At 44.0% G+C, this 24,247-nt stretch carries 24 protein-coding genes; 4 read left to right on the top strand and 20 right to left on the bottom strand.

The features are described 5' to 3' along the window. Positions 1-48: 48 nt before the first annotated feature. Positions 49-1,125 (bottom strand): ornithine cyclodeaminase, encoded by a 1,077-nt coding sequence (locus Q0895_RS02480; protein WP_299185239.1) that lies wholly within the window; start codon positions 1,123-1,125, stop codon positions 49-51. 163 nt (positions 1,126-1,288) lie between these two features. On the opposite strand from Q0895_RS02480, the gene Q0895_RS02485 reads away from it, so the two are divergent. Then, entirely contained in the window at positions 1,289-1,720 is a 432-nt protein-coding gene (locus tag Q0895_RS02485; RefSeq protein WP_299185240.1) for an Lrp/AsnC family transcriptional regulator, read from the top strand. Positions 1,721-2,363: 643 nt separating this feature from the next. Here the strand turns inward: Q0895_RS02485 and Q0895_RS02490 are convergent. From Q0895_RS02490 to Q0895_RS02530, 9 genes are all read right to left on the bottom strand, one after another. Then, on the bottom strand, positions 2,364-3,050 hold the full coding sequence (locus Q0895_RS02490; RefSeq protein ID WP_299185242.1) for a hypothetical protein: 687 nt from the start codon (positions 3,048-3,050) through the stop codon (positions 2,364-2,366). Positions 3,051-3,369: 319 nt separating this feature from the next. Next, complete coding sequence (locus Q0895_RS02495; RefSeq protein WP_299185243.1) at positions 3,370-3,546, bottom strand: hypothetical protein; 177 nt, start codon at positions 3,544-3,546, stop codon at positions 3,370-3,372. Positions 3,547-3,692: 146 nt separating this feature from the next. After that, complete coding sequence (locus Q0895_RS02500; RefSeq protein ID WP_299185245.1) at positions 3,693-4,169, bottom strand: DUF305 domain-containing protein; 477 nt, start codon at positions 4,167-4,169, stop codon at positions 3,693-3,695. A 96-nt stretch (positions 4,170-4,265) separates the two neighbouring features. Next, entirely contained in the window at positions 4,266-5,408 is a 1,143-nt protein-coding gene (locus tag Q0895_RS02505) for a copper resistance protein B (RefSeq protein WP_299185247.1), read from the bottom strand. A gap of 25 nt (positions 5,409-5,433) precedes the next feature. Next, on the bottom strand, positions 5,434-7,137 hold the full coding sequence (locus Q0895_RS02510; protein WP_299185249.1) for a copper resistance system multicopper oxidase: 1,704 nt from the start codon (positions 7,135-7,137) through the stop codon (positions 5,434-5,436). A gap of 74 nt (positions 7,138-7,211) precedes the next feature. Next, entirely contained in the window at positions 7,212-7,853 is a 642-nt protein-coding gene (locus Q0895_RS02515) for a DUF411 domain-containing protein (RefSeq protein WP_299185251.1), read from the bottom strand. 37 nt (positions 7,854-7,890) lie between these two features. Continuing rightward, positions 7,891-8,487, bottom strand: coding sequence for a cytochrome c (locus tag Q0895_RS02520; protein ID WP_299185252.1), 597 nt, complete (start codon positions 8,485-8,487; stop codon positions 7,891-7,893). A 115-nt stretch (positions 8,488-8,602) separates the two neighbouring features. Beyond that, the gene (locus tag Q0895_RS02525; RefSeq protein ID WP_299185253.1) at positions 8,603-8,905 is read right to left on the bottom strand and encodes a hypothetical protein; all 303 of its coding nucleotides are present in this window, start codon (positions 8,903-8,905) and stop codon (positions 8,603-8,605) included. Positions 8,906-9,112: 207 nt separating this feature from the next. After that, entirely contained in the window at positions 9,113-9,448 is a 336-nt protein-coding gene (locus tag Q0895_RS02530; protein WP_299185255.1) for a hypothetical protein, read from the bottom strand. Between the two features lie 312 nt (positions 9,449-9,760). On the opposite strand from Q0895_RS02530, the gene Q0895_RS02535 reads away from it, so the two are divergent. Both Q0895_RS02535 and Q0895_RS02540 read left to right on the top strand, forming a co-directional pair. Next, entirely contained in the window at positions 9,761-10,462 is a 702-nt protein-coding gene (locus Q0895_RS02535; RefSeq protein ID WP_299185257.1) for a heavy metal response regulator transcription factor, read from the top strand. A gap of 16 nt (positions 10,463-10,478) precedes the next feature. Then, positions 10,479-11,885, top strand: a complete 1,407-nt coding sequence (locus Q0895_RS02540) for an ATP-binding protein (RefSeq protein WP_299185259.1) — start codon at positions 10,479-10,481, stop codon at positions 11,883-11,885. 41 nt (positions 11,886-11,926) lie between these two features. On the opposite strand, the gene Q0895_RS02545 is transcribed toward Q0895_RS02540, so the two are convergent. From Q0895_RS02545 to Q0895_RS02590, 10 genes are all read right to left on the bottom strand, one after another. After that, on the bottom strand, positions 11,927-13,237 hold the full coding sequence (locus tag Q0895_RS02545) for an arsenic transporter (RefSeq protein ID WP_299185260.1): 1,311 nt from the start codon (positions 13,235-13,237) through the stop codon (positions 11,927-11,929). 106 nt (positions 13,238-13,343) lie between these two features. Continuing rightward, positions 13,344-14,102, bottom strand: a complete 759-nt coding sequence (gene arsH, locus Q0895_RS02550) for an arsenical resistance protein ArsH (RefSeq protein WP_299185261.1) — start codon at positions 14,100-14,102, stop codon at positions 13,344-13,346. Continuing rightward, the gene (gene arsC / locus Q0895_RS02555; protein ID WP_299185262.1) at positions 14,086-14,496 is read right to left on the bottom strand and encodes an arsenate reductase (glutaredoxin); all 411 of its coding nucleotides are present in this window, start codon (positions 14,494-14,496) and stop codon (positions 14,086-14,088) included. Before arsC ends, arsH begins: the two co-directional genes overlap by 17 nt. A gap of 226 nt (positions 14,497-14,722) precedes the next feature. Continuing rightward, complete coding sequence (locus Q0895_RS02560) at positions 14,723-15,085, bottom strand: helix-turn-helix transcriptional regulator (protein ID WP_299185264.1); 363 nt, start codon at positions 15,083-15,085, stop codon at positions 14,723-14,725. A 173-nt stretch (positions 15,086-15,258) separates the two neighbouring features. Beyond that, entirely contained in the window at positions 15,259-15,984 is a 726-nt protein-coding gene (locus Q0895_RS02565) for a DUF3726 domain-containing protein (protein WP_299185265.1), read from the bottom strand. Positions 15,985-15,987: 3 nt separating this feature from the next. Further along, the gene (locus tag Q0895_RS02570) at positions 15,988-17,754 is read right to left on the bottom strand and encodes a hypothetical protein (protein ID WP_299185266.1); all 1,767 of its coding nucleotides are present in this window, start codon (positions 17,752-17,754) and stop codon (positions 15,988-15,990) included. 170 nt (positions 17,755-17,924) lie between these two features. Beyond that, the gene (locus Q0895_RS02575) at positions 17,925-19,598 is read right to left on the bottom strand and encodes a BCCT family transporter (protein WP_299185268.1); all 1,674 of its coding nucleotides are present in this window, start codon (positions 19,596-19,598) and stop codon (positions 17,925-17,927) included. 198 nt (positions 19,599-19,796) lie between these two features. Further along, positions 19,797-20,786 carry a membrane dipeptidase gene (locus Q0895_RS02580; RefSeq protein WP_299185270.1) on the bottom strand — a complete coding sequence of 330 codons (990 nt, stop codon included), beginning with the start codon at positions 20,784-20,786 and terminating at the stop codon, positions 19,797-19,799. Between the two features lie 188 nt (positions 20,787-20,974). After that, on the bottom strand, positions 20,975-22,450 hold the full coding sequence (locus tag Q0895_RS02585; RefSeq protein ID WP_299185272.1) for an aldehyde dehydrogenase family protein: 1,476 nt from the start codon (positions 22,448-22,450) through the stop codon (positions 20,975-20,977). A 251-nt stretch (positions 22,451-22,701) separates the two neighbouring features. Further along, the gene (locus tag Q0895_RS02590; RefSeq protein WP_299185273.1) at positions 22,702-23,091 is read right to left on the bottom strand and encodes a RidA family protein; all 390 of its coding nucleotides are present in this window, start codon (positions 23,089-23,091) and stop codon (positions 22,702-22,704) included. 181 nt (positions 23,092-23,272) lie between these two features. Here Q0895_RS02590 and Q0895_RS02595 point away from each other — a divergent pair, with 181 nt between their 5' ends. Next, positions 23,273-24,202 carry a LysR family transcriptional regulator gene (locus Q0895_RS02595; protein ID WP_299185275.1) on the top strand — a complete coding sequence of 310 codons (930 nt, stop codon included), beginning with the start codon at positions 23,273-23,275 and terminating at the stop codon, positions 24,200-24,202. Positions 24,203-24,247 lie beyond the last annotated feature (45 nt).

The raw sequence follows: 24,247 nt of genomic DNA on the forward strand, positions 1-24,247 counted from the left end.
ATACAAAATGATGAAATGCCCTCATCATTTTGTACTATGCATTGACAATCAGGCAATGGCTATAGTCGGTGTGACGCTATGATCTTTCACTACCGAGTAGAGATTTTTAGGATCAGCTTGCTGAGTTATCATGTCTAAAACCTCATACTCTCCTTGCTCTCTAATCAAGTCTCTTAAAAAGACTAAAGCTGTAAAGTCTTCTGATGCAAAGCCTACTCCATCAAATATCACAAGATCATCATCTGATTCTCGAGCGGACACTTCACCTTTAAGGATGTGATGAAATTCAATGACTGGGAACTCAGGTGATAGTTGTTGAATCTCCCCCTCAATACGCGACTGCGGTTCAAACTCTACAATCACACGATCTGCTCGCATCAAGATATTGCCATCCAGTTCTGTCTTACCAGGACAGTCGCCGCCGATTGCATTGATGAAAATGCCTTTTTTCACGTTACCATCTCGCAAAATAGTGGCATTCTTTTTGTCTGCGGTACAAGTAGTGATGATATCTGCGCCCGCAACCGCGTCCTCAACTGTGCGACAAATAACGACGTTTAAACCTGAATCTGCAAGGTTGTCAGCCGTTTTCTGCGATGCCGTTGAGTCAACGTCATATAAACGAACTTCTGAAATCCCTACTACCGCTTTCATACCCAATGCTTGGAATTCAGACTGCGCGCCGTTTCCTATTAATGCCAATGTCTTAGCGCCCTTTGGCGCGCAGCGCTTGGCTAGCATAGCGGATGTGGCAGCAGTACGTAATGCCGTGAGAATACACATTTCTGTAAGCAAAATAGGATAGCCTGTATCAACGTCAGACAAGATGCCCATAGCCGCCACAGTCTGTAGATCTCGTTTAGTATTGATTGGATGACCATTTACATATTTACAAGCAAACATCTCTCCATCGCTTACTGGCATAAGTTCTATGACACCGTCTTTGGAGTGCGAGGCAAAGCGAGAAGATTTTTCAAATTGCTCCCAACGAAGAAAGTCTTGCTCTAAAGCATCTACTAGATCTGCAATACATTGTTCAACGCCATAATCGTGAATCATTTTAGCCATGGCTTGTACACTAACGAATGGAACTCCTTCCTTGGGCGGTAAGATAAACTTCGACATATCTTGCTCCTATACTATGTTCGTGGTTGATATGGAATATATTAGCAAGGCTACGTGTTAGTTAAAATGTAATAAAGTTGTAAATTTCTTATTATTTTTTGACATTTTGACAAGATGAATTATACTTTTTGATAAATATTATTTTTAATAGTGAAAAGAGCTTATGAAACACTATATTTACGATACTTTAGATAGCGAGCTTATTTCAGAGTTGAGAAAAGATGGACGAGCGACGATCTCATACCTTGCCGAAACGCTAAAAGTGTCTCGAGCAACCATACAAAACCGTCTTGATCGTCTAATCTCAAGTGGTGCGATTCTCGGGTTTACCATTCGAATACATGAAGCTCTAGACCAAGGAACTATTAAAGCCATCATGCTGATCGAATTGTCCGGACAGTCGACTTCTCAGGTCATAAGAAAAATGCGGGGTATTCCAGAGTTGGTGAAGCTGCACACAACCAACGGGGCTTGGGATCTGGTTGCCGAAATACATACAACAACCTTGAGCGAGTTTGATGAGGTCTTGCGTAAAGTTCGGGAAGTGGATGGCATTTTAAACAGTGAAACCAGTTTGCTGCTTTCGAGTTTGTAATATAACTATACCTAACTTTGAATAATGGCTTGAAAACGAAATACGCATAACGTATTACTATACTCAGAGCATCATATAACTGCTTGCTCCAAGTTGTTAAACTTGTAGAAAGTAAATTGGGAGCTATTAATCACATAGCATGACAGTCAACTACTCGTGCCTTCCCACTGGTTCGATAGAACCTCTTATATTAGACTATCTAGGATTGTGTTAATTAAAGCTTACTTAGTGACTCTTAATAAGAAAGAAATTGATAAGGATCGTTAAAGCTGATCTGACTAAATTTACAAAAACCACAAAACTTACCAAAAAAATAAACCGCCCTACTTAGAGTCGAGGCGGTTCGATAAGATTATATCTTAGGCTGTGTTAGTCATAAGCCATGGATATTTCCAGAGGCTAAATCACTAATAGCTCCTGTACCCCTACACCATTAGCTTAGCCTCTCTATAATTGCCAGAGCAGCACTGCATGATGTTATTGAGTTACTAAAGCAATGGCGTAGCAAAGCGGGTGGTCAATACAATAAAAATACAAGTCATAGAATTACTTCAAGCCATTTTCAAACATCGTCTTTCAACGTCTGCAAGAAATGGATATGCCTCATAGAACACATACAATACACCTTAGCCTAGAACCAAGTCTATTCAGCGTCTTCTATGAGCTTATTTAGTGCATCTGCCATTTTATCATCGATAAGATTATCTTCAATATAATTGACCAATTGATGTATAGTGCTCAGATCCATCTCTCTGATACCCAAACTGGCCAGCTCTTCGTTGATAGACTCTAAGTTTACAACATCCTCTGGATTACCTAGTAAGTGCTCATCAAAACCAGCATTGACGAACCAATATATTTTTTCTAATAACGTGTCTTTTTCGGTTAAAGTAGAGTACCCCTCGCCTTGGATAAATAAATTAAAGTGATAAGGTATCTCTACATCGTTGATAAAAAAAGTACGCATACAGTCTATCGTGTAGGCTTGGCTATCACTATTTTCATTGTCCTCATCCACTTCAATCTGCTCTTCTACTAAATTTCCTAATATCTGATAATCACCTGTTTTTACCTTGTGATTATAGATGATAGTAGCGTCAGCTATGGCGTCAAAAATGACCGCGCTGATGTCTAAAGTATTGTCATCGATATCATAAAAGGCTTTTAGCGCTGGTAAAAACTCGGTTAGCTCATCTTCAGGCACTGGCGTGAGAAACTGTTGCTCGTATATCTTTATCATGTCGTCAGGAGAATAGGTATTGACGTTGTCTTCTTCGTTTCTGCCAGTAGGATTGAGCGGAATAAGGTTAAAGGGGTTATTATTGGTCATTTAGAACGGCCTTATTGTACGGGTTGTGGTATTGAATGTCTGTGGCTATAAGTTTTGGCTCATTTTAACTATTATAGCGCCATAGAATCCGTGACGGCTATTATCCCTTATTCAGCGGCTTTTAGATATACAGCCGAGTTTAGCCAGTAGGTACTTTATCGTACTGTCCACCTTTTATAGCCTTTGTATCGTCCATATGTTCCATACAACCACTCCTCAAAGACCATGAGTAGAGATTTTGCGTCAATAACTCTGACTACTGATAGTCGCGGTTTCTACTCTTGCTTTACCTGTCTAACCACTTAGTTAAGCCTTAGACTCAGTCTGGTTTACGCAGATATTTGAGCAAGGCTAGAATGGCTAATATCAGTACAGCAAAAACCAATACCGTAAACAATAAAGAGACTATCGGTCGTCCCCATCCCATACCATGCATTGATCCATTCATCATGCCGTGCATAACGACATCAGGCATACCATGCATCATAATTACCATTATAAGGACTCCTTATTTTTTATTTCCTTAGTAATAGTAATGATATAACAATAGCGAGTGAACGTATACCTTTCAATAAGCTATTTACTTGATGACATCTAAAACATAATGCTCAAAACTTGTAATGGTATATGCCTACTATTTGACTACTCCAGCTCATCAATTAATTGCTGCATCTCACCGATTTCACGCTTTTGTGCTTTAATAATGTCGTCGGCAAGCTGACGTACGCGCGGATCTTCTATATCAGCACGGGTACTAGTCAAAATAGCAATTGAATGGTGCGGTATCATCGCTTGCATCCAATCGACCTGATCAACGGTTTGCTGTGAGCGTACGCCCCATAAACCAAAGGCAAATAGCACAACGCTAATCCCATAAACCATTAGATTGATCTTGGTCTTTTTATACATATTGCCCATAAAGGCAAGCATGATAATGGCCATCATCGCACCCATATACAGCGCCATATAAGCTCTGGTCTCACTAAAATAAACGTGATCCCATTTATATGTATTAAAGTACATCATGATAAACATCACCACTGTCGATGTTAAAATCATCAGGGTGAACTTCACATAGGGGTTCATTTGCTTCTGTTTATTATCCATATGATTATTCATATTCTTGTCCTTAATTTAGTAAAAAAGGCACCTAAATGAAGAGGTGCCTTTTTTGGAGCTAGTGTTATAAACTGTTTTTTGCTTACATGGTTAACACTAGAACCAAAACTTCACACCGGCTGTCACACTACTAGAATCAACGGCTTCGTTTTCTTGACGTCGCAAATCTCGTGCGTTGCTCAAAGCAGTCTCATAGCTAATACCCACATAAGGGGCAAGCTGTCGACTCAATGTCTCATAAGTCAGCCTGACTTCGGTTTCTAGTTCGTTAAATCCCTTACTAATATTGTTATCCGCATCATCCTTACTAAATGCCGTCAGCTCTACCTCTGGAATGACTACCCAATGCTGATCTAAACGCCACTCATACTCCGCACCTAGATCCAGACGGACTTGCCCATCGGTATATAAATACGCTCTAGCGTCAGTTTCGATAAAATATGGCGCAGTGCCTACAATACCAGTCATCACAGCAGGCTTGTCATTTTCGGTATCATAAGCAATACCGGCTTCTCCATTCCAAAAGATACTAAGCGGCTTCCAGTAAGATAGTGAGGTTAAGCTATCAATTTCTTTATCATCTTTAGTTTGGATACTACCTTCGCTACGTAGCGATACACGATTGCTGTCTGTACCGTACCACGTGTCAAACTCATAGTTGATCTGATCCTCGTCAAACTGATAACCCAAATCGTCTACTGACACGCCCCATAATGGCAAGCTGCCCATCATCAAAGGCTTACCATGCTCTCCATAAGGAACGCCATTTGAATAATCTGGACTACGAGCATCGGCTGGTGGTTCGCCGCCTTGCATCCCAGACATATCCATACTGCCATGATCCATGCCCGACATATTCATGCCACTGTGGTCCATATCTGACATATCACCTGACATGTCCATGCCGCTGTGGTCCATATCTGACATATCACCTGACATGTCCATGCCACTATGGTCCATATTTGACATATCGCCCGACATATTCATGCCACTATGGTCCATATTTGACATATCGCCCGACATATTCATGCCACTGTGACCCATATCTGACATATCCATACCACTGTGACCCATATCCGACATATCACCTGACATATCCATACCGCTGTGATCCATACCAGACATATCCATACTGTCATGATCCATGTGCGCCATCTCAGCAGCGCTTGCTAAAGGTGACATTAATAACATCAAAGATGACATGCCAATAAACGGTAGACCTACTTTATATATTTTCATAATAAGGCTCATATTCGAAGGTTTATTAAACAACGGCAACTTCTCTAAACATCCCAGCTTCCATGTGATAAAGCAGGTGACAATGCCAAGCCCAGCGTCCAGCTTCACCCGTAACATCAAAACTGATCTTTTGAGCAGGTTGTACTGTGATCGTATGCTTACGAACCTGAAAGTCACCATCAGGCGCACGCATATCGCTCCACATACCATGCAAATGCATCGGATGATTCATCATGGTGTCATTGACTAAGGTAATGCGCACGCGCTCATTAGGTTTGATATTGACAGGCTTAGCATCTCGAAACATGATCCCATCTAATGCCCAGATATAACGCTCCATATTGCCCGTTAGGTGAATCTCAAGCTCTCTAGTCGGTTTTTGCTGCTCAGCTAAAATATGCTCATCGACAGAGCGCAGTTGACTATAGTTTAAAACCTGCCGATCAATGTTACGTAGGTTAATGCCTGGATCATCAAGGTTCATTCGCGGACTATCGACGCGCATATCTGTCTTAAAGTCGTATTCTGTTTTGGCATGACGAGCGTGATAACCTTTATCTCCCATCGCACCCATCATATCAGCCATGGTCAACCATTCAACTTTATCCATAGCCGGTATTGGCGCACGTGCACCCTTTTTAGTAGCAAGCGTGGTTGCCACATAATCCGTTCGATCAATATTTTGGGCAAATATGGTATGAGCATCTTTAGTTGGCGTGACGATGACATCATAAGTTTCGGCCACTCCAATACGGAAATCATCGATATCGACAGGACTCACATCAATTCCGTCCGTCGCGATGACTGTCATTTTTAGACCGGGGATACGTACATCAAATATCGTCTGCGCGGAGCCATTGATAAAACGCAGCTTGACCGGCTGTCCAGCTTTGACCAGCTGCGTCCAATTAGCCGCGGTGGTTTTACCATTCATAAGGTAAGTAAAAGTATTTTCACCAGACAGATCGGTAAAATCAGTCGGCATCATCCGCATCTGATTCCACATTTTGCGTTTATCAAAAGCAGCTTCTAAATCCGTTGCGGCAATATCGGACAAAAGCTTTTTAAAATCTGGCAAATGATAATTATCAAAGTCTGCACGCTGCTTTAATAGTTTCAGCAAATTATGCGGATCACGGTGCGTCCAATCACTGAGCAAAATGACATGGTCTTCCTCGATTGGATGACGTTCACGTCCTTTTGGTTCGATGACAATCGCCCCGCGCATACCAGTTTGTTCTTGGAATCCCGTGTGCGAGTGATACCAATAAGTACCCGCTTGTTTTAGAGTAAATTTATACGTAAAGGTGCTATTGGCTGGAATACCATCAAAGCTGATACCTGGTACGCCATCCATCTCAAACGGTACAAGCAGACCATGCCAATGAATAGAGGTCGACTCATTCATCTGATTGTGCACGCGGATAGTTACTGTATCGCCCTCGCGCATTTTTAACGTTGGTGCTGGCAATGAATCGTTAATGAGCGTTGCCATGCTTGACTTGCCATTAACAATGATAGGCTTTTTGCTGACATAAAGATCAAACTCATTGCCCGTTAATATCGGCACTTTATGATCTGGCCTGTCGCTATTGACTACCGCGTTTTGAGCATTTGCCCCAAGCGCACTATTGGCTATAGTCGGCAGGGTCGATAGCATAGACGCACCAAGTAGCGTCGATGACCCTGTCAAAAAACGCCTGCGGTTAAGCATATTTTTATTATTCATAATGATGACCTAACTTAATCCATAAAATGGGAATTGAGTTTGTACCAAACGATCTACTTTAAACATCAATCAAACTACAATTGCTGCTGCGGTGACTTAACATCAGCATAGACGCTGGTTGTACCGTCTTTATTGATTTGCATGATTTGATATGGCATAAACTGGTTTTGATACTCCATACCCGGGCTACCGACAGGCATGCCAGGTACGGCAAGTCCGATAGCTTCGCTAGGCGGATTCTCTAAGAACTGTGCCATGTGCTTGGCTGGGACATGACCTTCAAAGACATAACCATCGGTAGTGACTGCGGTATGACAAGACTGCATTTGCGGTGGTACGCTATAACGCTCTTTAAATACCGACAAGTCTGTAACGTCTTGCGCAGTGGCATTTAAACCATTGTCTTCTGCGTGGCCTATCCATTCTTTACAACAGCCACAATTGGCATCTTTATAAACAGTGGCAGAGACATCTTTGAGTAGCTCCGTTTGGTTTATCAAAGGAGCCGTCACCGCTGTCAGCTCAGCATGGGGCTGTGCTACCTGAGCCGATTGCGTAGCTACAGTTGGTTCAGACTGTACAGTCTGTGAATCAGAAGCGCTCGTATTTGATTGGCTACAAGCCGCTAATAATAGTGAAGATGTCATCATCACTAAAAGAACACGACCAGATAACTGGTTGTGTCCATTAAAAAACATATTGGTATAGCGCTTCATAAAGTCACCCCTAAGCGTTTGTTTATATATTTAATCATTAATGCTGCATCTCAGACCCGTCATCCGACATATTCATCGTGTCGCTATTCATTGACATATCTAGCATATCGTCGTCCAACCTTGTTGTTAGCATGGTGTACTGACTTTTATCTAATTCAGGTAATGACCTGATAAACGCGACCATGGCCCACATTCTATCGTCATCATGCGTTGCGCCCCACGCTGGCATTCCAGACGCCATGATGCCATGTTTAATCGCCCAAAAGCCTTGTCTAGCACCCGCCTGCGTTTGATAATGTTCAACAATATCAGTATTGGTAAAATTAGGCGGCTTAGGATACAGACCTTGACTAAGATCAGTCTGCTCTACGCCAGGAGATAGATGGCAGCCTGCGCACATGTCTTTATAATCTGCACCGCCACTGCTAATCATATCTACCTGCTCTAAATCTGGAATGATAATATCTTTACTCGCATTGGCTATAGACCGGTTACGAGCGGTCTCTAAAAGGTTGTAGACTATCGGACTATGCCCTTGATCAGCTCCAACGTTTACGATACCACTAGTCACCACAATAAGAATACCAGCCACTGCTACAATTATGCTAAATAGCACCCCCAATAAGAACTTCATGTACTTATCCTAAAAATCCATTTTTATTGATACATCACTATCAACGAATAAAGCCACTTACTCAGTGCCTTTGACCAACAGCGATGTATGTTCGATAGGACTAGTTTTGAAATCCTTAGGTTTTACTATTGCTGTTCATATTATGGCTATGCATGCTGTCACTGCTGACACAATGTTTTTGATGCATTTGCTTCATTTTGCCCATATTAGCCATCATAGCTTTCATCGCAGGGTCGTTCATGTCCATCTTGCTATGATCCATCTTTTGCATCATTTGCATATGCTTTTCCATCTTTTCACAATTCATTTGATCCTTTTGGGCATGCAACTTTGGATCATGAGCCATGGCAGATGTCGAGACAACAAGAGTAACAGCAGTGACAATGATCGATTTAGGTATTGATTTGAATAGTGACATAAGAGATCCTTATTTGATTTGATTAACAGCGTATAAAGCGTAAGTTTTGGTTGGGTTTAGCTTTAATGTATTGAAACTTAAAGAATATATTGCCACTTAAAGTTATCAAATACTAAGGCTATTGAATCAGTCTAAATGTTACCTTACTCATTCTGACTGACAGATGACACCAAGATGACAATTCTGTCATCTTGGCATCTATAGATTTTAATGTTGTTCATAATCCTCTAGTATTGCCTTAGCATTACTGTCGCGATCTCGGCCATACTTGTCTACAAAATACTTCTCAGCTTGCAGGTGTTGATCTTGGTGCTGAACCTGACAGGCTACTCTTGCATCGATATAGCTTTTCATTTGCGCATCAGATATCGGCGCATCATTGTGATCCGCGTTTTTTGCAAATTTAGTAACCGCATCGCAGTTGTCGAGAATCGAAGTGCTTAGGTTGGTAGTATGCGCGTTTGCTGCTGACATGCCGACAAACATCGACAATGACATCGATAGCGACAATAGAGATGCACTTTTTAGACCATAATTTTTCATATAATACTCTCAAAGACAAATAATTGGACATTCAAGTAGAATGTTTGTTAGTGAAGCTATTTATAGAAGTTAACTTTATTTTTTAGAAACCATCTCTAGCAGACAAAGCCTCATATTTAGCTTTGGTTAAGAATACTAAACTGAGACTGACAGCTTAATGACGCAGACATGACATGTTTGTTAGAAATAAATCAATCCTGTCATACAAGTCTCTATTGCAACTAAGCGATCGAACCACTGATATACAGACGTATCTAAAAACGTTTTAGTGTTACGCTATTAATTACCAGAGTGATATTTAAAGGAACAATAATGAAAGTATTGCTAGTAGAAGACGAGATAAAACTTGGAGAGTACATAAAAAAGGGCTTAACTGAGGCGGGCTTTATCGTTGACCATCATACGACTGGTCTAGACGGCTATCATGCTTTGATGACAGATGAGTTCAGCGTGGTGCTAATGGATGTGATGCTACCTGATGTCAGTGGCTTTGAGTTGGTACGCAATTACCGCGCCGCTGGCAAGCATACGCCCGTCTTATTTTTGACAGCAAAAGATGATTTGAGTGATAAAATCAAAGGCATTGAAATCGGCGGAGATGACTATCTGACCAAGCCTTTCGCCTTTGCAGAGTTAATAGTCAGAATAAAAAGCTTGCTAAGACGCGCCAATCAAACAGATTATAAAAGCACTGTCATGCAAATAGCAGATCTGAAGATGGACATTGCCAAGCGCACCGTACATAGAGGTGACAGCGCTATTAAACTGACGGCAAAAGAGTTTTCTCTCCTACAATTTATGCTTGAGCGCTGCGGTGAAGTGTTGCCGCGCTCTGTCATCGCCTCGCAAGTATGGGATATGAATTTTGATAGCGATACCAATGTCATTGATGTGGCTATAAGACGTCTGCGACTCAAAATCGATGATGGCTTTAATACAAGACTGATCCATACCGTGCGCGGCATGGGTTATAAGTTAGAGACCTCAGATCCACTCAATATAGACGTTGAATAAAATGGCAGTCAATACAATGAAAGCTCCACCTGATAATCGACGCTGGCCGCTACTTTGGCGCACGATATTTTTACTTACCTTCTTCGTGGTTCTCTCACAAGTAGTGATTTATATCTGGGTGCAACGTTCTGTCAAAGGTCACTTTGAGGAGATGGACGCGGAGATTATCACCCATGCTGCTTTTGATTTACGTCAGCGTCTAACTGACTTCAATGATCAAACAGCTACCTCTAACTCATCCACCCTCACAGTTCCAGCAGACAACGACCATTTACACCCCTCCTGGCGTGATTATGATTTAAAAAAAGTCATTGCTGATAAAGAGGGGCAGCTTTTGACCAGCATACCCAGCCGCTTTGTCGACGATTTGCCAGCCAGCTTTAATCTATTATCATTATGGCAAGAGCACCATGAGCAGCAGTTCGTCGTTGAGATAAAAGATAGAAATTATCGAGCCATCATTATTAAAGACCACCATACCTTGGCATTTATCGCCCTACCCATCGATATTCATCACCAATATTTATTACAGTTCAACCGTCAGCTTAGTATGATTTTAATGGCCATTACCCTATTGTTAGTTTCCGTGGCAGCATTAAGTGTCTATTGGGGCTTTGCGCCTCTATCTACTATCATGCAAAAGATGAAAGGCATCAACCCTGAACGGCTAGATGAAAGAATTAACGCTCATAACATGCCATTGGAGCTGCGTCCACTTGCTGAATCCTATAACTTAATGATGGGCAAGCTTGAGAGCAATTTTGACTCCCTGCTACGTTTTTCTGACAATATTGCCCATGAGCTGCGTACTCCCATAGCTACGCTTAGTACCCAAACACAGGTAATGCTCAGTAAACCTAGAGATAGCGATGAGTATATCGAGCAGCTACATCATCAGCATGAAACTTTAGAGCAGTTATCGGGACTGATTAATAATATGCTGCTGCTCGCCAAGACTCAAAAGGGACTGAGTGACTCGCAGCTTAATCCGGTAGATACAGAATCGCTGATAACCAAACTTATCGACTACTTTGAGATGATAGCAGATGAACGAGGAATAACTTTTGAAAAAAAGGGCAGCTTTAGCACAGTGCTGGGCGACAAAGGCTTGCTGCAAAGACTGTTTGCTAATCTCATGTCAAATGCTATCTATTACGCGGCTAGTGATAGCGTCATTATTATTGAAGCAACTACAACCTCTACGTCAACAATCACTATAACTAATAAATTGGCTAAGCCACTGACTCAAAGCGATGCGGATAAATTATTTGAGCGGTTCCATCGACATGATCAGACCAAGGCTATGCACGCAGGATCAGGTCTGGGATTATCTATTGTACAAGCGATCGCTCATGCGCATAATGGCAAAGTCAGCATTACTATCAAAAATGATTATTACTTTCAAGTTGAAGTGATTTTGTAGCGCGCACTGTATCGGTTTTCAAGCGAATCGACGATAGCTTTTCAATAACTCGGTAACATCGGCAACCAAACCACCAAAGCTAGCAGCGTAGCTAGTAACACTGGCGGCGTGATAAGCAGGCCGATTTTCATATACTGCCCCCAGCTGATTTTATAGTCTTTCTCTGCCAATACATGTAGCCATAACAATGTCGCAAGGCTGCCAATAGGCGTAAACTTCGGCCCCAGATCATTGCCAATGACATTGGCATAAACCATCAGCTCGCGAGTGGCAGCCGGTACTTGCGCGCTATCGATAGCCAGTGCACCTACCAAGGTCGATGGCATATTATTCATGATAGAGGCTACAATCGCTGAAAGAAACCCCGTCCCTACTGTCGCGATGATATTGCCTTGCTGCCCTAGCCAATTGAGTATCTGAGCACCATAAGCCGTCAGTCCTGCGTTACCCAAGCCATACACCACCAAGTACATACCGATTGAAAACAAGACGATTTGCCAAGGCGCTTTACGTACGACATCAGACACAGAAACAACCGCCTCTCGCCCGCCTTGCCACCAGCGCCCAGCGATGGCCATTAATACCAATGCCGCTGCTCCCGTGACGAGGGAGATGGGCACACCTAATGGCTCGGTGGCAAAATACGCAACCAATAATAAGGCCAGTAGCGGAAAAGCTGCTTTAAACACCAGCGGATCTTCGATAGCGGATGCAGGTGCGCTAAGATTGGTAATAGAATAGTGTGTTGGGATTTGGCGGGCATAGACCACCCACAGCACTACTAATGTCGCGATGACAGAGACGATGTTGACCGGCACCATGACCGCGGCATAACGCCCAAAGCCAATATCAAAATAATTGGCGCTGACGATATTGACCAGATTGGAAGTCACTAACGGCAGGCTAGCGGTGTCAGCAATAAAGCCCGTGGCGATGATAAAAGCCAATGCCGACGGCGGTGAAAACTTAAGCCGTAGCAAGATAGCGATGACGATCGGTGTCAGAAGTAATGCCGCGCCATCATTGGCAAAAAACGCCGAGATAAACGCGCCCAGTATCACAATCATAGGAAACAACAAGCGCCCTTGCCCATTGCCAAGTCTGGCCACATGGAGCGCCGCCCAACCAAAAAACCCTGCCCTATCTAAGATAAGCGAGATGATGATAAGCGCCACAAAGGTAAAGGTCGCATCCCAAACGATATCCCACACCACAGCGACATCGGATAACTGCACCACACCAAAAGCCAAGGCGACCAAGGCTCCGCCCAGCGCGCTCCAACCAATGCCCAAACCTTTAGGCTGCCATATCACCAAAACCAAGGTCACGATAAAGATAATGAATGCGAGCATGAAACAACCTTATTTGAGCTGGCTTTTTTAACCAAATTGGTTTAACCAGCTTGTTTTAACCGATTTTGTTGAGCTATTTGGTTTAGCCGATTGAATCTACAAAAGACTAAATCGATTTTTGATTGACACGCTGTGACACTTCCTCAGCACTTTCCACCCGTTCAGAGTATCTATCGGTCAGATAGGCCGAGCGTCCACGAGTCAGCCATGTAAACTTCACCAGCTCCTCACAGACATCCACAAGGCGCAGATATAAAGGCGACATATCCATGCGATTGTCATCATTAAACTCTAAAAAAGCCTTTGGAATCGATGATTGATTGGGGATAGTAATCATGCGCATCCAGCGCCCCAGAATGCGCAGCTGATTGACGGTATTAAAGCTTTGACTGCCACCGCTGACTTGCATTACTGCCAAGGTTTTGCCTTGGGTTGGACGTACGCCGCCCAGTGCAAGCGGTATCCAATCGATTTGTGCTTTCATAATGCTGGTGATGCTGCCGTGACGTTCTGGACTCACCCACAGCATGCCCTCTGACCACTGCGCCAGCTCGCGCAGCTCTTGCACCTTTGGATGATTGCTGTCAGCATCATCTGGCAGCGGTAACCCCGATGGATTGAACACCCGCACCTCGCAGCCATACCAACGCAGCAGCCGACTTGCCTCCTCAGCCGCTAGCCTAGAAAATGAGCGCTCCCGTAACGACCCGTATAGCACGAGTATCTTAGGTGGATGACGTGGGTCATTTGGTGCAATCAATGACTCAATATCAATCGATTGTAATTGACTGGCATCAATATTGGGCAGGTCATCTAGCTTTAACGACCCCTCTGCGTGAGGTTGGTTTTTATTGGTTGTTGTCATGATAAATCGTCTCGCCGTCCTCTTTGGTAAAACTGCTCACTGGATTTTCTAACAATTCAAACACCCGCTCTGATGGTCGGCATAACGCTGCGCCTTTATCTGTGACCACGATAGGACGGTTAATTAAGATAGGATGGGCAATCATTGCATCGATAATCTCATCATCAGATAACTCAGGATCATCTAAGCCCAGCTCATCATTGATGGCTTCTTTACTGCGTAGTAACTCTCTTGGCGAGATATTCATCTTTGCCAATAGCTCGACCAACTCGTCACGGCTCGGCGGGTTTTTTAGATACTCCACCACTTCTGGCTGTTCACCTGATGCCTTTATGATGGCAAGCGTATTGCGAGAGGTACCGCAGTTTGGATTATGAAAAATTAATGGTTTCATAGCGACTTCACCTATTTTTTTGAATCTATAGTGAGTTCAGACATAAAAACGATACAGTGGAACTGGGATGAATTTTACGCAGCATCGAGCAGCGCAGGCACAGCACGCCAGAAAAATTTATACCAGTTCCACGTTGACATATAATGTATCTGTTTTATTTAGAATCGACTATAGTTATTAAGAAGATATTTATTAAAGTAGCTAGCTGCTTAGCTTAGCGCTTGTCCTAAAAACTGTCTTGGTTATTAGGTTTGGCAGTCTCACAGCCGCTTAAACTATCCAGCAGCGAAGCACACAGCTCTGGATGTCCCGCACAGCAGTCTTGCAACAAAAACTGCACGACCGCCTCCATGTGTGACAGCGAAGCGCGATAGATTATCTGCCGACTTTGGCGTTTTGACACCACCCACCCTGCTCTTGCCAGCACTGATAGATGCGCGGACATAGTGTTATGTGGTACAGACAGTTGACGGGCTATCTCACCCGCAGGCAAACCCTCGGGCTCTTGGCTGACAAGTAACCTAAAGGCTTTGAGACGCGTGTCTTGAGACAGTGCGGCAAAGCTTGCGATAGCGTTAGTTATTTCCATATGTCCAATAATACAGACATATAAGAATATTTCAATAAACAATAAATGAAAAATGTTTATAAGTAGCATTTTAAAGCTTTTGATAATCCAATTTTTAACAACGTACAACCCACAGCAAAAAACCCGCTAAAATATTCAGCGGGTTTTAACGTCGATAAATGGATTAGTCGAATTTATATCCCGCCCGCCCCTTTGCTCGATATCTCGCTATTTTCTACCAATATGGCAGCCGCTGTTTTTTTGAGTATCGCCCACTGCTCATCATCAACATGAATACCCTCTTTCCATGAACGCTGATGGGTGGTATACAGCTCATCAGTCGATATCTTATGATCGAAGTGCTGGATATCGTCTTCGATATCAAAATTTGAGGTAGCCAGCTCAATGATCATATCGTCAGTATTATAGTTGGCTTGCGCCTTATTAAAGAAGTAAATGTCAGGATAGACAAAGCCTTGATTTAGGGTAAATAAAGTATGCTTAGGCGCTGATCCGTTGTCCCATTTGGCCAGACAAGCGATACCGTTATCAGCCAACTTGACCAACTCACTATAAGCCAGCCAGCGATTATGACAGTTCATGAGATAAATCTGAAAATGATCCAAATCGCCCATCTTTTCTAGGGCATAGTCCATGATGGCAGGCAAATGACAAATCAAACTGCTATTATGCAAGTCAAGGCGAATGGCGCCCGCTTCTTGGTGGACGATATCGATAGGCGCATCTTGTTCAGATAAAATAAAAGGTGTGGCATTATTAAAATGACGTACACCGTCCAGTCCTGCCATCTCAAGCTCAGCCACCATAGAGGCGATGACATCAGCCTCACCGACTTCTCGGTGCATCCCCGTAAAGGCTTTATACACCATTGCCACGATTTCATTGTGCGATACAATCATGTCTTAAACCTCCTTAGTAATGGACGAGTCTTGTGTGAGCAGTTTTTGGGTAGACGAATTTTCTGTAGATGAGTCCTTTATAGACAAGTTAGGTAATAAAGGAAACAGCCATTCATCACTATGTACTTCTCTAAATAAAGGCGCACCTTGGAATAAAGTAATTCGTACCCAGCGATCAGATCTAGGATCGAACTTGGTCGCGCCAAACATCGATAGCTTACAGCGTAGCAAGTGCATGGGCGGTGTATGCTTATGCAAGACATTCATCTGAATATCACCCATTTTTTTATGGCCCATGGTCCATACTCGCCGAGCGATAGAGCGGTACCTAGGTTTGCTCAACATAAACTCAGATATGAGCTGCTGTGGATCGGCTTGCTGTAATGCCAAGTACAAATTTTTTGCTTGCCGTGCGATGTCTAATGACAGCTCTCGATCATCACCTGGCTCTTGACCACGCACACCCATGCGTGGCTCTTCTTTGTCCACCGAGCGATACCAAAACCAATAGCGATTGTCAGGCTCATCAAAATCAATCGTAATCGCCCATTGATAACGTGACTCTAAGACGTCAAGCAAATCTTGAATCACCTTACCTTTCGGTAATGATAAGTTTTCATCGGCGTTGACTTTTTCTTGAAACGCATCGACACGCTCAGGGTATAGCTCCATCAAGCAAGAGAGAATGACTTCTTGACTCTCAAAGCTCAAATGATCATGAGCCTGCAGGAACTCTGCCCATGTCGTGTGGTTTTGAATAACTGTCGTTAACTCACTTTGTAACGCACTCAACTCTGTAACGACAGCTTCGTTTAATGTGGCTTGATGCTCATTGATGGTAACGATTTCGGTAAAATGCTGAATCGCGCGCGCAAGCAAGCTGGAAAAATACGCCACCTTTTCTGACTCAATATCACAGACCAAGGTCGCTTGCACCGCTTCTTCACGCGTGGTGAGCCACTGATCGACGATACAAGGGTGATTGATCAGATACGGTGCCATACCCAGACCCGTCGCGTTACCGATTCCTAGATAACGCTTAATCTCTGGATGGAGCGCGACGGCTTTATTACCGCCTTTTTTCTTGGCTAAAAAATCAACCCAATCAAGGCTAAACTCGCGTAGCAAGTAAACGGCACACATCTGCGCGCGAAACGACTGGTTAAAGTCTTCGCTATGATCTAATGGCTTAAAATCATAAATACCAAATTTGCCATTGCCATAGACTGCCGTGGTACGCAAGATATAGCCAACTTGTGCGAGCACCTCAAGGTCTGGCTGCTGACCATCAGCTAAAGCGCTCACAATATGATCAAAGACGCGTACGCTTTTATTCGCTCGCGCCAGTACCATTACCATGTTGGAGTTGCGACCCGCTTCTTGCAGCGGCACATTGGCTTTGAGATTATCGAGCAGCTCCTGACCGATCTCCCCAAACACCAGACCAAAGGTGACGTCCCATTTTTGGGCGATCACTCGATCATTGCGCTCGTCATCCGCTAACTCATTGCAAAACACCACCAAATGATAAGTATGCTCTGGGGTTTGCAGACGGTAGATCACTTGTCCATAACCATTGTCATCTAAGTCCCAAAGATGCGTGCTCAGCGTCCATTTTTCTCTATCAATTTTACGCAGTAATGTGCGCACAAAGCTGATACGCGTCTGGTGCATGGCGCCCAGCCGCTCAGCATTCATGACCACATCAGGACTGCGTAAAGACAGTGTCGCTACGTCAATGCTCTCATTGCTTGCGTGAACCAAATTCATAATGCCACTACCTTACAAAATATGTCAGACCAGTTAACTGGCTAACCGTTTTAACGAGGTGCTTTTAATCAAAGCCATTTAAAAAACAACCATTTTAATACTTTAAATAAATCACTATCATAATCAACATGTTATACATAACACATCGATTATGATAGTTGACCGATGATTTACTTCTCTTCAATAATCTTTTGTTTAGCGAGCTTCTCCTCGTTAATGCGATGATTAACCGCAACCTTGTTAGGACGGTATAAGTCTTGGTCGTGTGCCATTTTCTGGGCAATCTGTGGTCCATTCCATAGTGACGGCAATAAGACAAAGGACACCGGGACCGCAGTAATCACAATAAATGACTGCAAGGCACTCACACCGCCTGCTCCCAAGGAGATTAAGACAATGGCAGTCACACCCATCATAATGCCCCAAAAGGTACGAATCATAGCGTTTGGCTCACGCTCGCCACTGATGACCACACTGATGGTATAGGTCATCGAATCCCCTGTCGTCACGATAAAAATCGTGGTCAAAATTAAAAACAGTATCGAGGTAATCAAAGGAAATGGTAGCTGCTGCGTGACCGCTAATAGCGCACCTGGCAAATTAAAGCCTTCAAAGGCGGCGCTCACACTACCAGGATTGGCAATCTCAAACGCCAGCCCCGAACCGCCAACAATAGTGAACCAAAAGCAGGTGACGAGCGGCGCAATGATACAAACCGTGGTAATCAACTCTCGAATAGTACGGCCACGTGAAATACGAGCAATAAAGATAGCCATCATCGGGCCATAGCCCAAAAACCAACCCCAAAAGAACACCGTCCACCAGCTCAGCCAGCCTTCATCACCACGGTACGTGGCCATTGGGATAAAGTTATCAACCAAACTACCGACACCTTGAATATAGCCATTCACGATAAAGTTGGTCGGCCCAAAGATTAAAATAAACACCATCAGCGCAAAGGCCAGTGTAACGTTAAAACGACTGAGCAACTGCATACCGCGCGTCAAACCACTAATCGCTGAGATGGTATACAGCGCAATCGCAAACACAATGATCATCAGCTGCGTGATAAAGGTATCAGGAATACCAAATAGCTCATTGAGTGCATAACTGGTTTGCAATCCCAAAAATCCAATCGGACCGATGGTACCTGCCGCGACTGCAACGATACAACAAGCATCAATAATGGCGCCAGCTTGACCGGTAAGCACGCGCTCACCAAATACGGGATACAGCAAGGTGCGCGGCTTAAGCGGTAAGCCTTTGTCATAGTGCAGATGCATCACTACAATAGCCGTTAAGCTACCGACGATCGACCATGCTAAAAAGCCCCAATGCATAAAAGATTGTGACAGGGCATTGAACGCGCGTTGTTGTAAGTTCTCGGACTCACCATATAAAGGCGGCGCTGTAACATAATGCGCAATAGGCTCAGCGGCTGCCCAAAATACACCGCCGCCAGCAAGTAGCGTACAAAACAAGATGGCCATCCACTTAAAGCTGTCCATCTCTGGCACAGGCAGATTACCCAAAATGACCCGTCCCGTACGACCAGCGCCCACAGCCAAAGCAATCACAAAGGTAGCTAGTAGCAGTATCTGCCAAAAGGGGCCAAATATATTAACCGACCAGGCAAAGCTGGCATTGACGATCTCTGCTAATTGCGCCTCGGCAAAGATAGCCATCAAAACAAAAAGAGTAATAAAACCGCCACTGTACCAAAACGCTGGGTTTTTAAGACCTAAGGTATCGGTCGGCCCCTCTACATGGGTCAAGGTGCCTGCTGTTTGGTTAACGTCTGAGCGTCCTTGCTCATCGCTGTTAAATCCTTTTAAATCGGCCATAGTGTGGCTCCATATGCTAACGTTACATGGTTTAAATCAGGGGTATATAGTCAATCCACTATAAAAATGAAAGAGGTTTAACGCTATAAAACGAACGTCGTTTTATAGCGCTTTGGAGTGTTAACTTGCAAAGTTCAGATTTAAACAATGAACCTCTAAAACACGAGCTTTTAAAAATTAGCTTTAGAGCCTTACTCTTTAAGCCAAAGGCTTTAATCCTTGCTCTAAAAAGTCAAACCAGTTTTGCCCGATGATTTTGCCAGCGTCAGTCTCATTAAAGCCATGCTGTAAAAGACCGTTATAAATATTTTCCATACCATCTTTGCCAGCGAACCACGGCAGAGTATCTGGCCAGCCTGAGTTATTAGCATTACCTTCACCATAATCCATCGCTTTTGACCAGCGACCATTACGCATCCACTCAAGCACTGCTTGTGGCTGATTGAGACACAAGTCACTACCGATAGCTAAATGCTCAACGCCATATTTATCAGCGCAGTTGGCAATCATGGTGCAAAAGTCATCAAGCGTACATGCGCTACCGTTGGGCAAATGGAACGGGTATAAGCTAAAACCCAATAGCCCGCCTGCTTTGGTTAAGGCGCTAATGACCGTATCTGATTTATTACGCAGGGCATCATGTGCGGTAGTTGGATTGGCATGGCTGATACATATCGGACGTGAGGAGACTTCTATCGCCTCAAGCGTAGACTGCTCAGCGCTGTGTGACATATCGACAATCATACCGACCCGATTCATCTCTTTGATAGCTTGCTGACCAAAGCGGGTGACGCCGCTGTCTTTTGATTCGTAACAGCCGGTCGCCAGTAAGCTTTGGTTGTTATACGTCAGCTGCATAATCAAGAGCCCCATACGGCGCATGACACTAATCAGGCCAATTTCATCATCAATGGGTGAGCAGTTTTGCGCGCCAAAAAAGATACCGACCTTACCCTGCTCTTTTGCGGTTTTGATGTCACTGACCGAATAAACGGGCATGATCAAATCACTGTTTTGCTCAAAGCGTGCGTGCCACTCAGCAAAGCGGGTCATGGTCTGACGCGCGTCTTCATGATAGACCAAGGTGGCGTGCACCGCATTGATACCACTATCTTTTAGCATTTTGAAGTAGTCGCGATCCCAATGGCTATACTGTAATCCGTCGATGACGATATGATCTTGGTACATCTTGTTATCCTTCTTATGACTCGTTTTTCGACTGAACTCTGTCGTAGGGTGGGTTAGCGGTAGCGTAACCCGCCGATATTTGACAATTTATATTTAAAGTGGCGGGTTACGTTTTGTCGGCACTCTTTGCAAGAGTTTGAAAAACTAACCCATCCTACGCAAAACACGCCTCTACTTTTTATCAAAAACTAATACGCTTTTTGATAAGCGGTCTTGACGATGGTATAAAACTCTTTGGCATACTGACCTTGCTCACGTGGACCAAAGCTCGACTCCTTACGGCCACCAAATGGCACATGATAATCAGTGCCCGCAGTCGCTAAGTTCACCATCACGCACCCTGCCTGCACTTGCTCTTTAAACAATGCACTGTTGCGCAAACTTTGGGTGATGATGCCGCCCGTCAGACCAAAGCGGGTATCATTGGTCATGGCAATCGCTTCGTCTAAGTCTTTGACCCGTAAGACACAAGCGAGCGGAGCAAACACTTCTTCTTGGTTAATATCCCAGCTGTTATCAGTCTCGGTAAACAAGGTCGGTGCCATATAATAGCCATTATGTGGCATCTCTAACCGCTCACCACCAAAGGCTAAGTTGGCGCCAGACTGCTTGGCTTTTTCGACCCAATCCATATTAGCCGCCAGCTGCTTGTCATCGACCACAGGCCCCATAAAGATGCCGTCCTCCAGCGCATGACCAACCTTTAGCGTCTTCATTTTTTCGACCACACCGTCGACGAAGGCATCATGGATACTGTCCATGACGATAAGGCGTGAAGAGGCGGTACATTTTTGTCCTGAACCGCCAAACGCACCAGCAACCGCTGTATCAATAGCCGTTTGTAAGTCAGCATCATCAGCGATGACCAAGGCGTTTTTACTGCCCATCTCCAGCTGGCAGCGGATGAAGTTTGGAGCCGTAGCGGCAGCGACTTTGCGACCTGTGGGCACAGAGCCTGTAAAGCTGACGGCATCAATTTCTGTAGAGTTGATAAGCGCATCACCGACGCTAGAGCCACCGCCCAATAGTAGGTTAAACGTGCCCTCAGGCAGACCTTGACGATGAATAATGTCAGCCATTGCCACTGCACTGGCAGGCGTTAAGTTCGCAGGCTTCCAAATAACACTGTTACCAAAAGCTAAAGCTGGCGCGATTTTCCATACTGCAGTGGCGGTTGGGAAGTTCCAAGGCGAGATAATCGCCACCACACCGACGGCTTCACGAGTGACTTCGACTTTGACCCCAGGACGTACCGAGTCAGCAAGGTCGCCCATTTGACGTAACACTTCGGCGGCATAATAATGAAAGAACTGCCCAGCGCGATAAATCTCACCACGGCCTTCGGCAAAAGGCTTGCCTTCTTCACGAGAGAGCAATGTACCAAGCTCATCACAGCGGGCAATCATCTCATCGCCGATTGCTTGTAGGATAGACTGTTTTTTCTCAAGTGGTGTGGCTTCCCATTTCGGCTGTGCTTGGCGCGCCGCTGCGATAGCGTCTTTGACTTGATCCTGACTGGCTTGCGCAAACTCGCCAACGATCTCGCTGGTATCAGATGGGTTGATATTATCAATCGTATCGCTGCCCGCTTGCCATTCACCATTGATATAGATGGATTTGGCTGGGTCTTGTTGTAATACTTGTTGGGTGGTTTGAGCTGACATAAGAACATCCTTAGTAAAACGATTAAAAAACTTGGTAAATAAAAAATATGAAATGAAACCTATCTATATAATTGGTTTACTTTGAAGAAAATAGTGCTACTGGGATGCTTTCTTTTTAAGTATAGGTTGTGAAGCCTCTGGAGTGCAAAGCGCACAGCAAGCGAGGAAAATTTATACCAGTAGCACGTTTAACAACCGTATTTGTTTTATTTTAAAATAAATATATTTATGAATAGAGATTTATTCAAAACTTAAGGCACAGCAGCATAAACGACCAACTCTACGAGCATCTCTTCGCGAGCAAGTCCTGCTATCACCAGCGCCGCTCTGTTTGGATATGGTGCTTCGAAGTATTCAGCATACACTTGGTTGACGGTTTTTAGGTACTCGCGGTCGGTCACATAGATAAGCACCTGCAATACCGCATCCATGCCAACGCCCGCAGATTCCAAAGTATGTTTTAGGTTATCTAGCGTTTGCCGAGTTTGTGCCTCAATACCACCTGCGACCACTTCACCATTCTCATCAATAGGAATCTGCGCGGTATACAGCGTTCCATTGTTAGTAATCGCCCACTCTAACGGAGATTTGGAAGCGTAAAGTGGGGTCTTAACGGGCTGCTTAGTGGTTTGAGTCGTCATGCGGTGTTCTTCCTTAGATAAATGGCGGCATCAGCTGTTTACTTGATAGCCTGTATTGCGATGTTGCATCCATGCTACCCTTTTAATAATGACAAATCTAACTAATTAAGTATTAATATTGATAGATTTAATCTATCATGGTGCTTATCTTATCTATAAATAAATTTGGGCAATAAAGAATATGAAAATACAGCAATTACGGCACTTTTTATTTGTGGTAAAAGAAGGCGGTTTTCGTGCTGCTGCTGAACGCGCTAATCGCACACAAGCAGCGCTATCAGCGTCCATCAAAGAGCTAGAAAAGACGCTCGGTCAGCGTTTATTTGAAAGTGGTAACAAGGCCACACTCACCTCTTTTGGCGAGAGCTGTTTACCAAAGATTGAGCAGTTTCTTAATACTTATCAAGTGCTAGAAGACGATCTAAAAGCAGCGGCAGCAGGCGATAAAGGCAAAATAAGAATCGCTAGCGTGCCATCACTGGTCACCAAGCTGTTGCCAAGCGTGTTGGTCGAATACTCCAAAAAGTATCCTGATATCGAGATTGTATTGATAGATGATAATGCGGTTGGTGTGGCCAATCGATTATTGGCAGGAGAAGTAGACTTGGCATTAGGCAACTGTACCAGTATGGATCAGGCAGATATCGACTTTACCCCGCTTATATCAGACCCAATTGGCGTGGTATGCTTAAAAAGTAACGTATTAAATCAGTTGAAAAGTCAATCAGAAAAGCCGCAAAAGCGACCACAAAAAAAAGGGCTTAAATGGCAACAATTAGTCGCGCAGCCCTTTATCTATAATGGCACTTGTCGGCTACTTGAAAACACGCCAGCTGAGGTGCTCAATCGCAATGCGCGCTACACGGTCGAAAACATCACATCCTTATTTGCACTACTGCGCAATGATTTGGGCATCACGACTTTGCCCAAGCTTGCTTTTCCGTCGAACGAGCCAGAGCTTGTGTGGCTTGACTTACTGGAGCCAGCTTTGGATCGGCAAATCGGTATTTTTAAGCTAACCGATAAAACCATCTCACCACCTGCACAAGCCTTTTATGAGTTGTGTATCAAGTACGTGCAAGAGCATTATCCTTTATCAGATATGGCATAATTTTGCATGGCTTGGTTTTTTGACCGTGTCAAAGCTTGATTGTTG

Origin of the sequence: uncultured Psychrobacter sp., assembly GCF_947495825.1 — a bacterium.
Lineage (GTDB): Bacteria > Pseudomonadota > Gammaproteobacteria > Pseudomonadales > Moraxellaceae > Psychrobacter.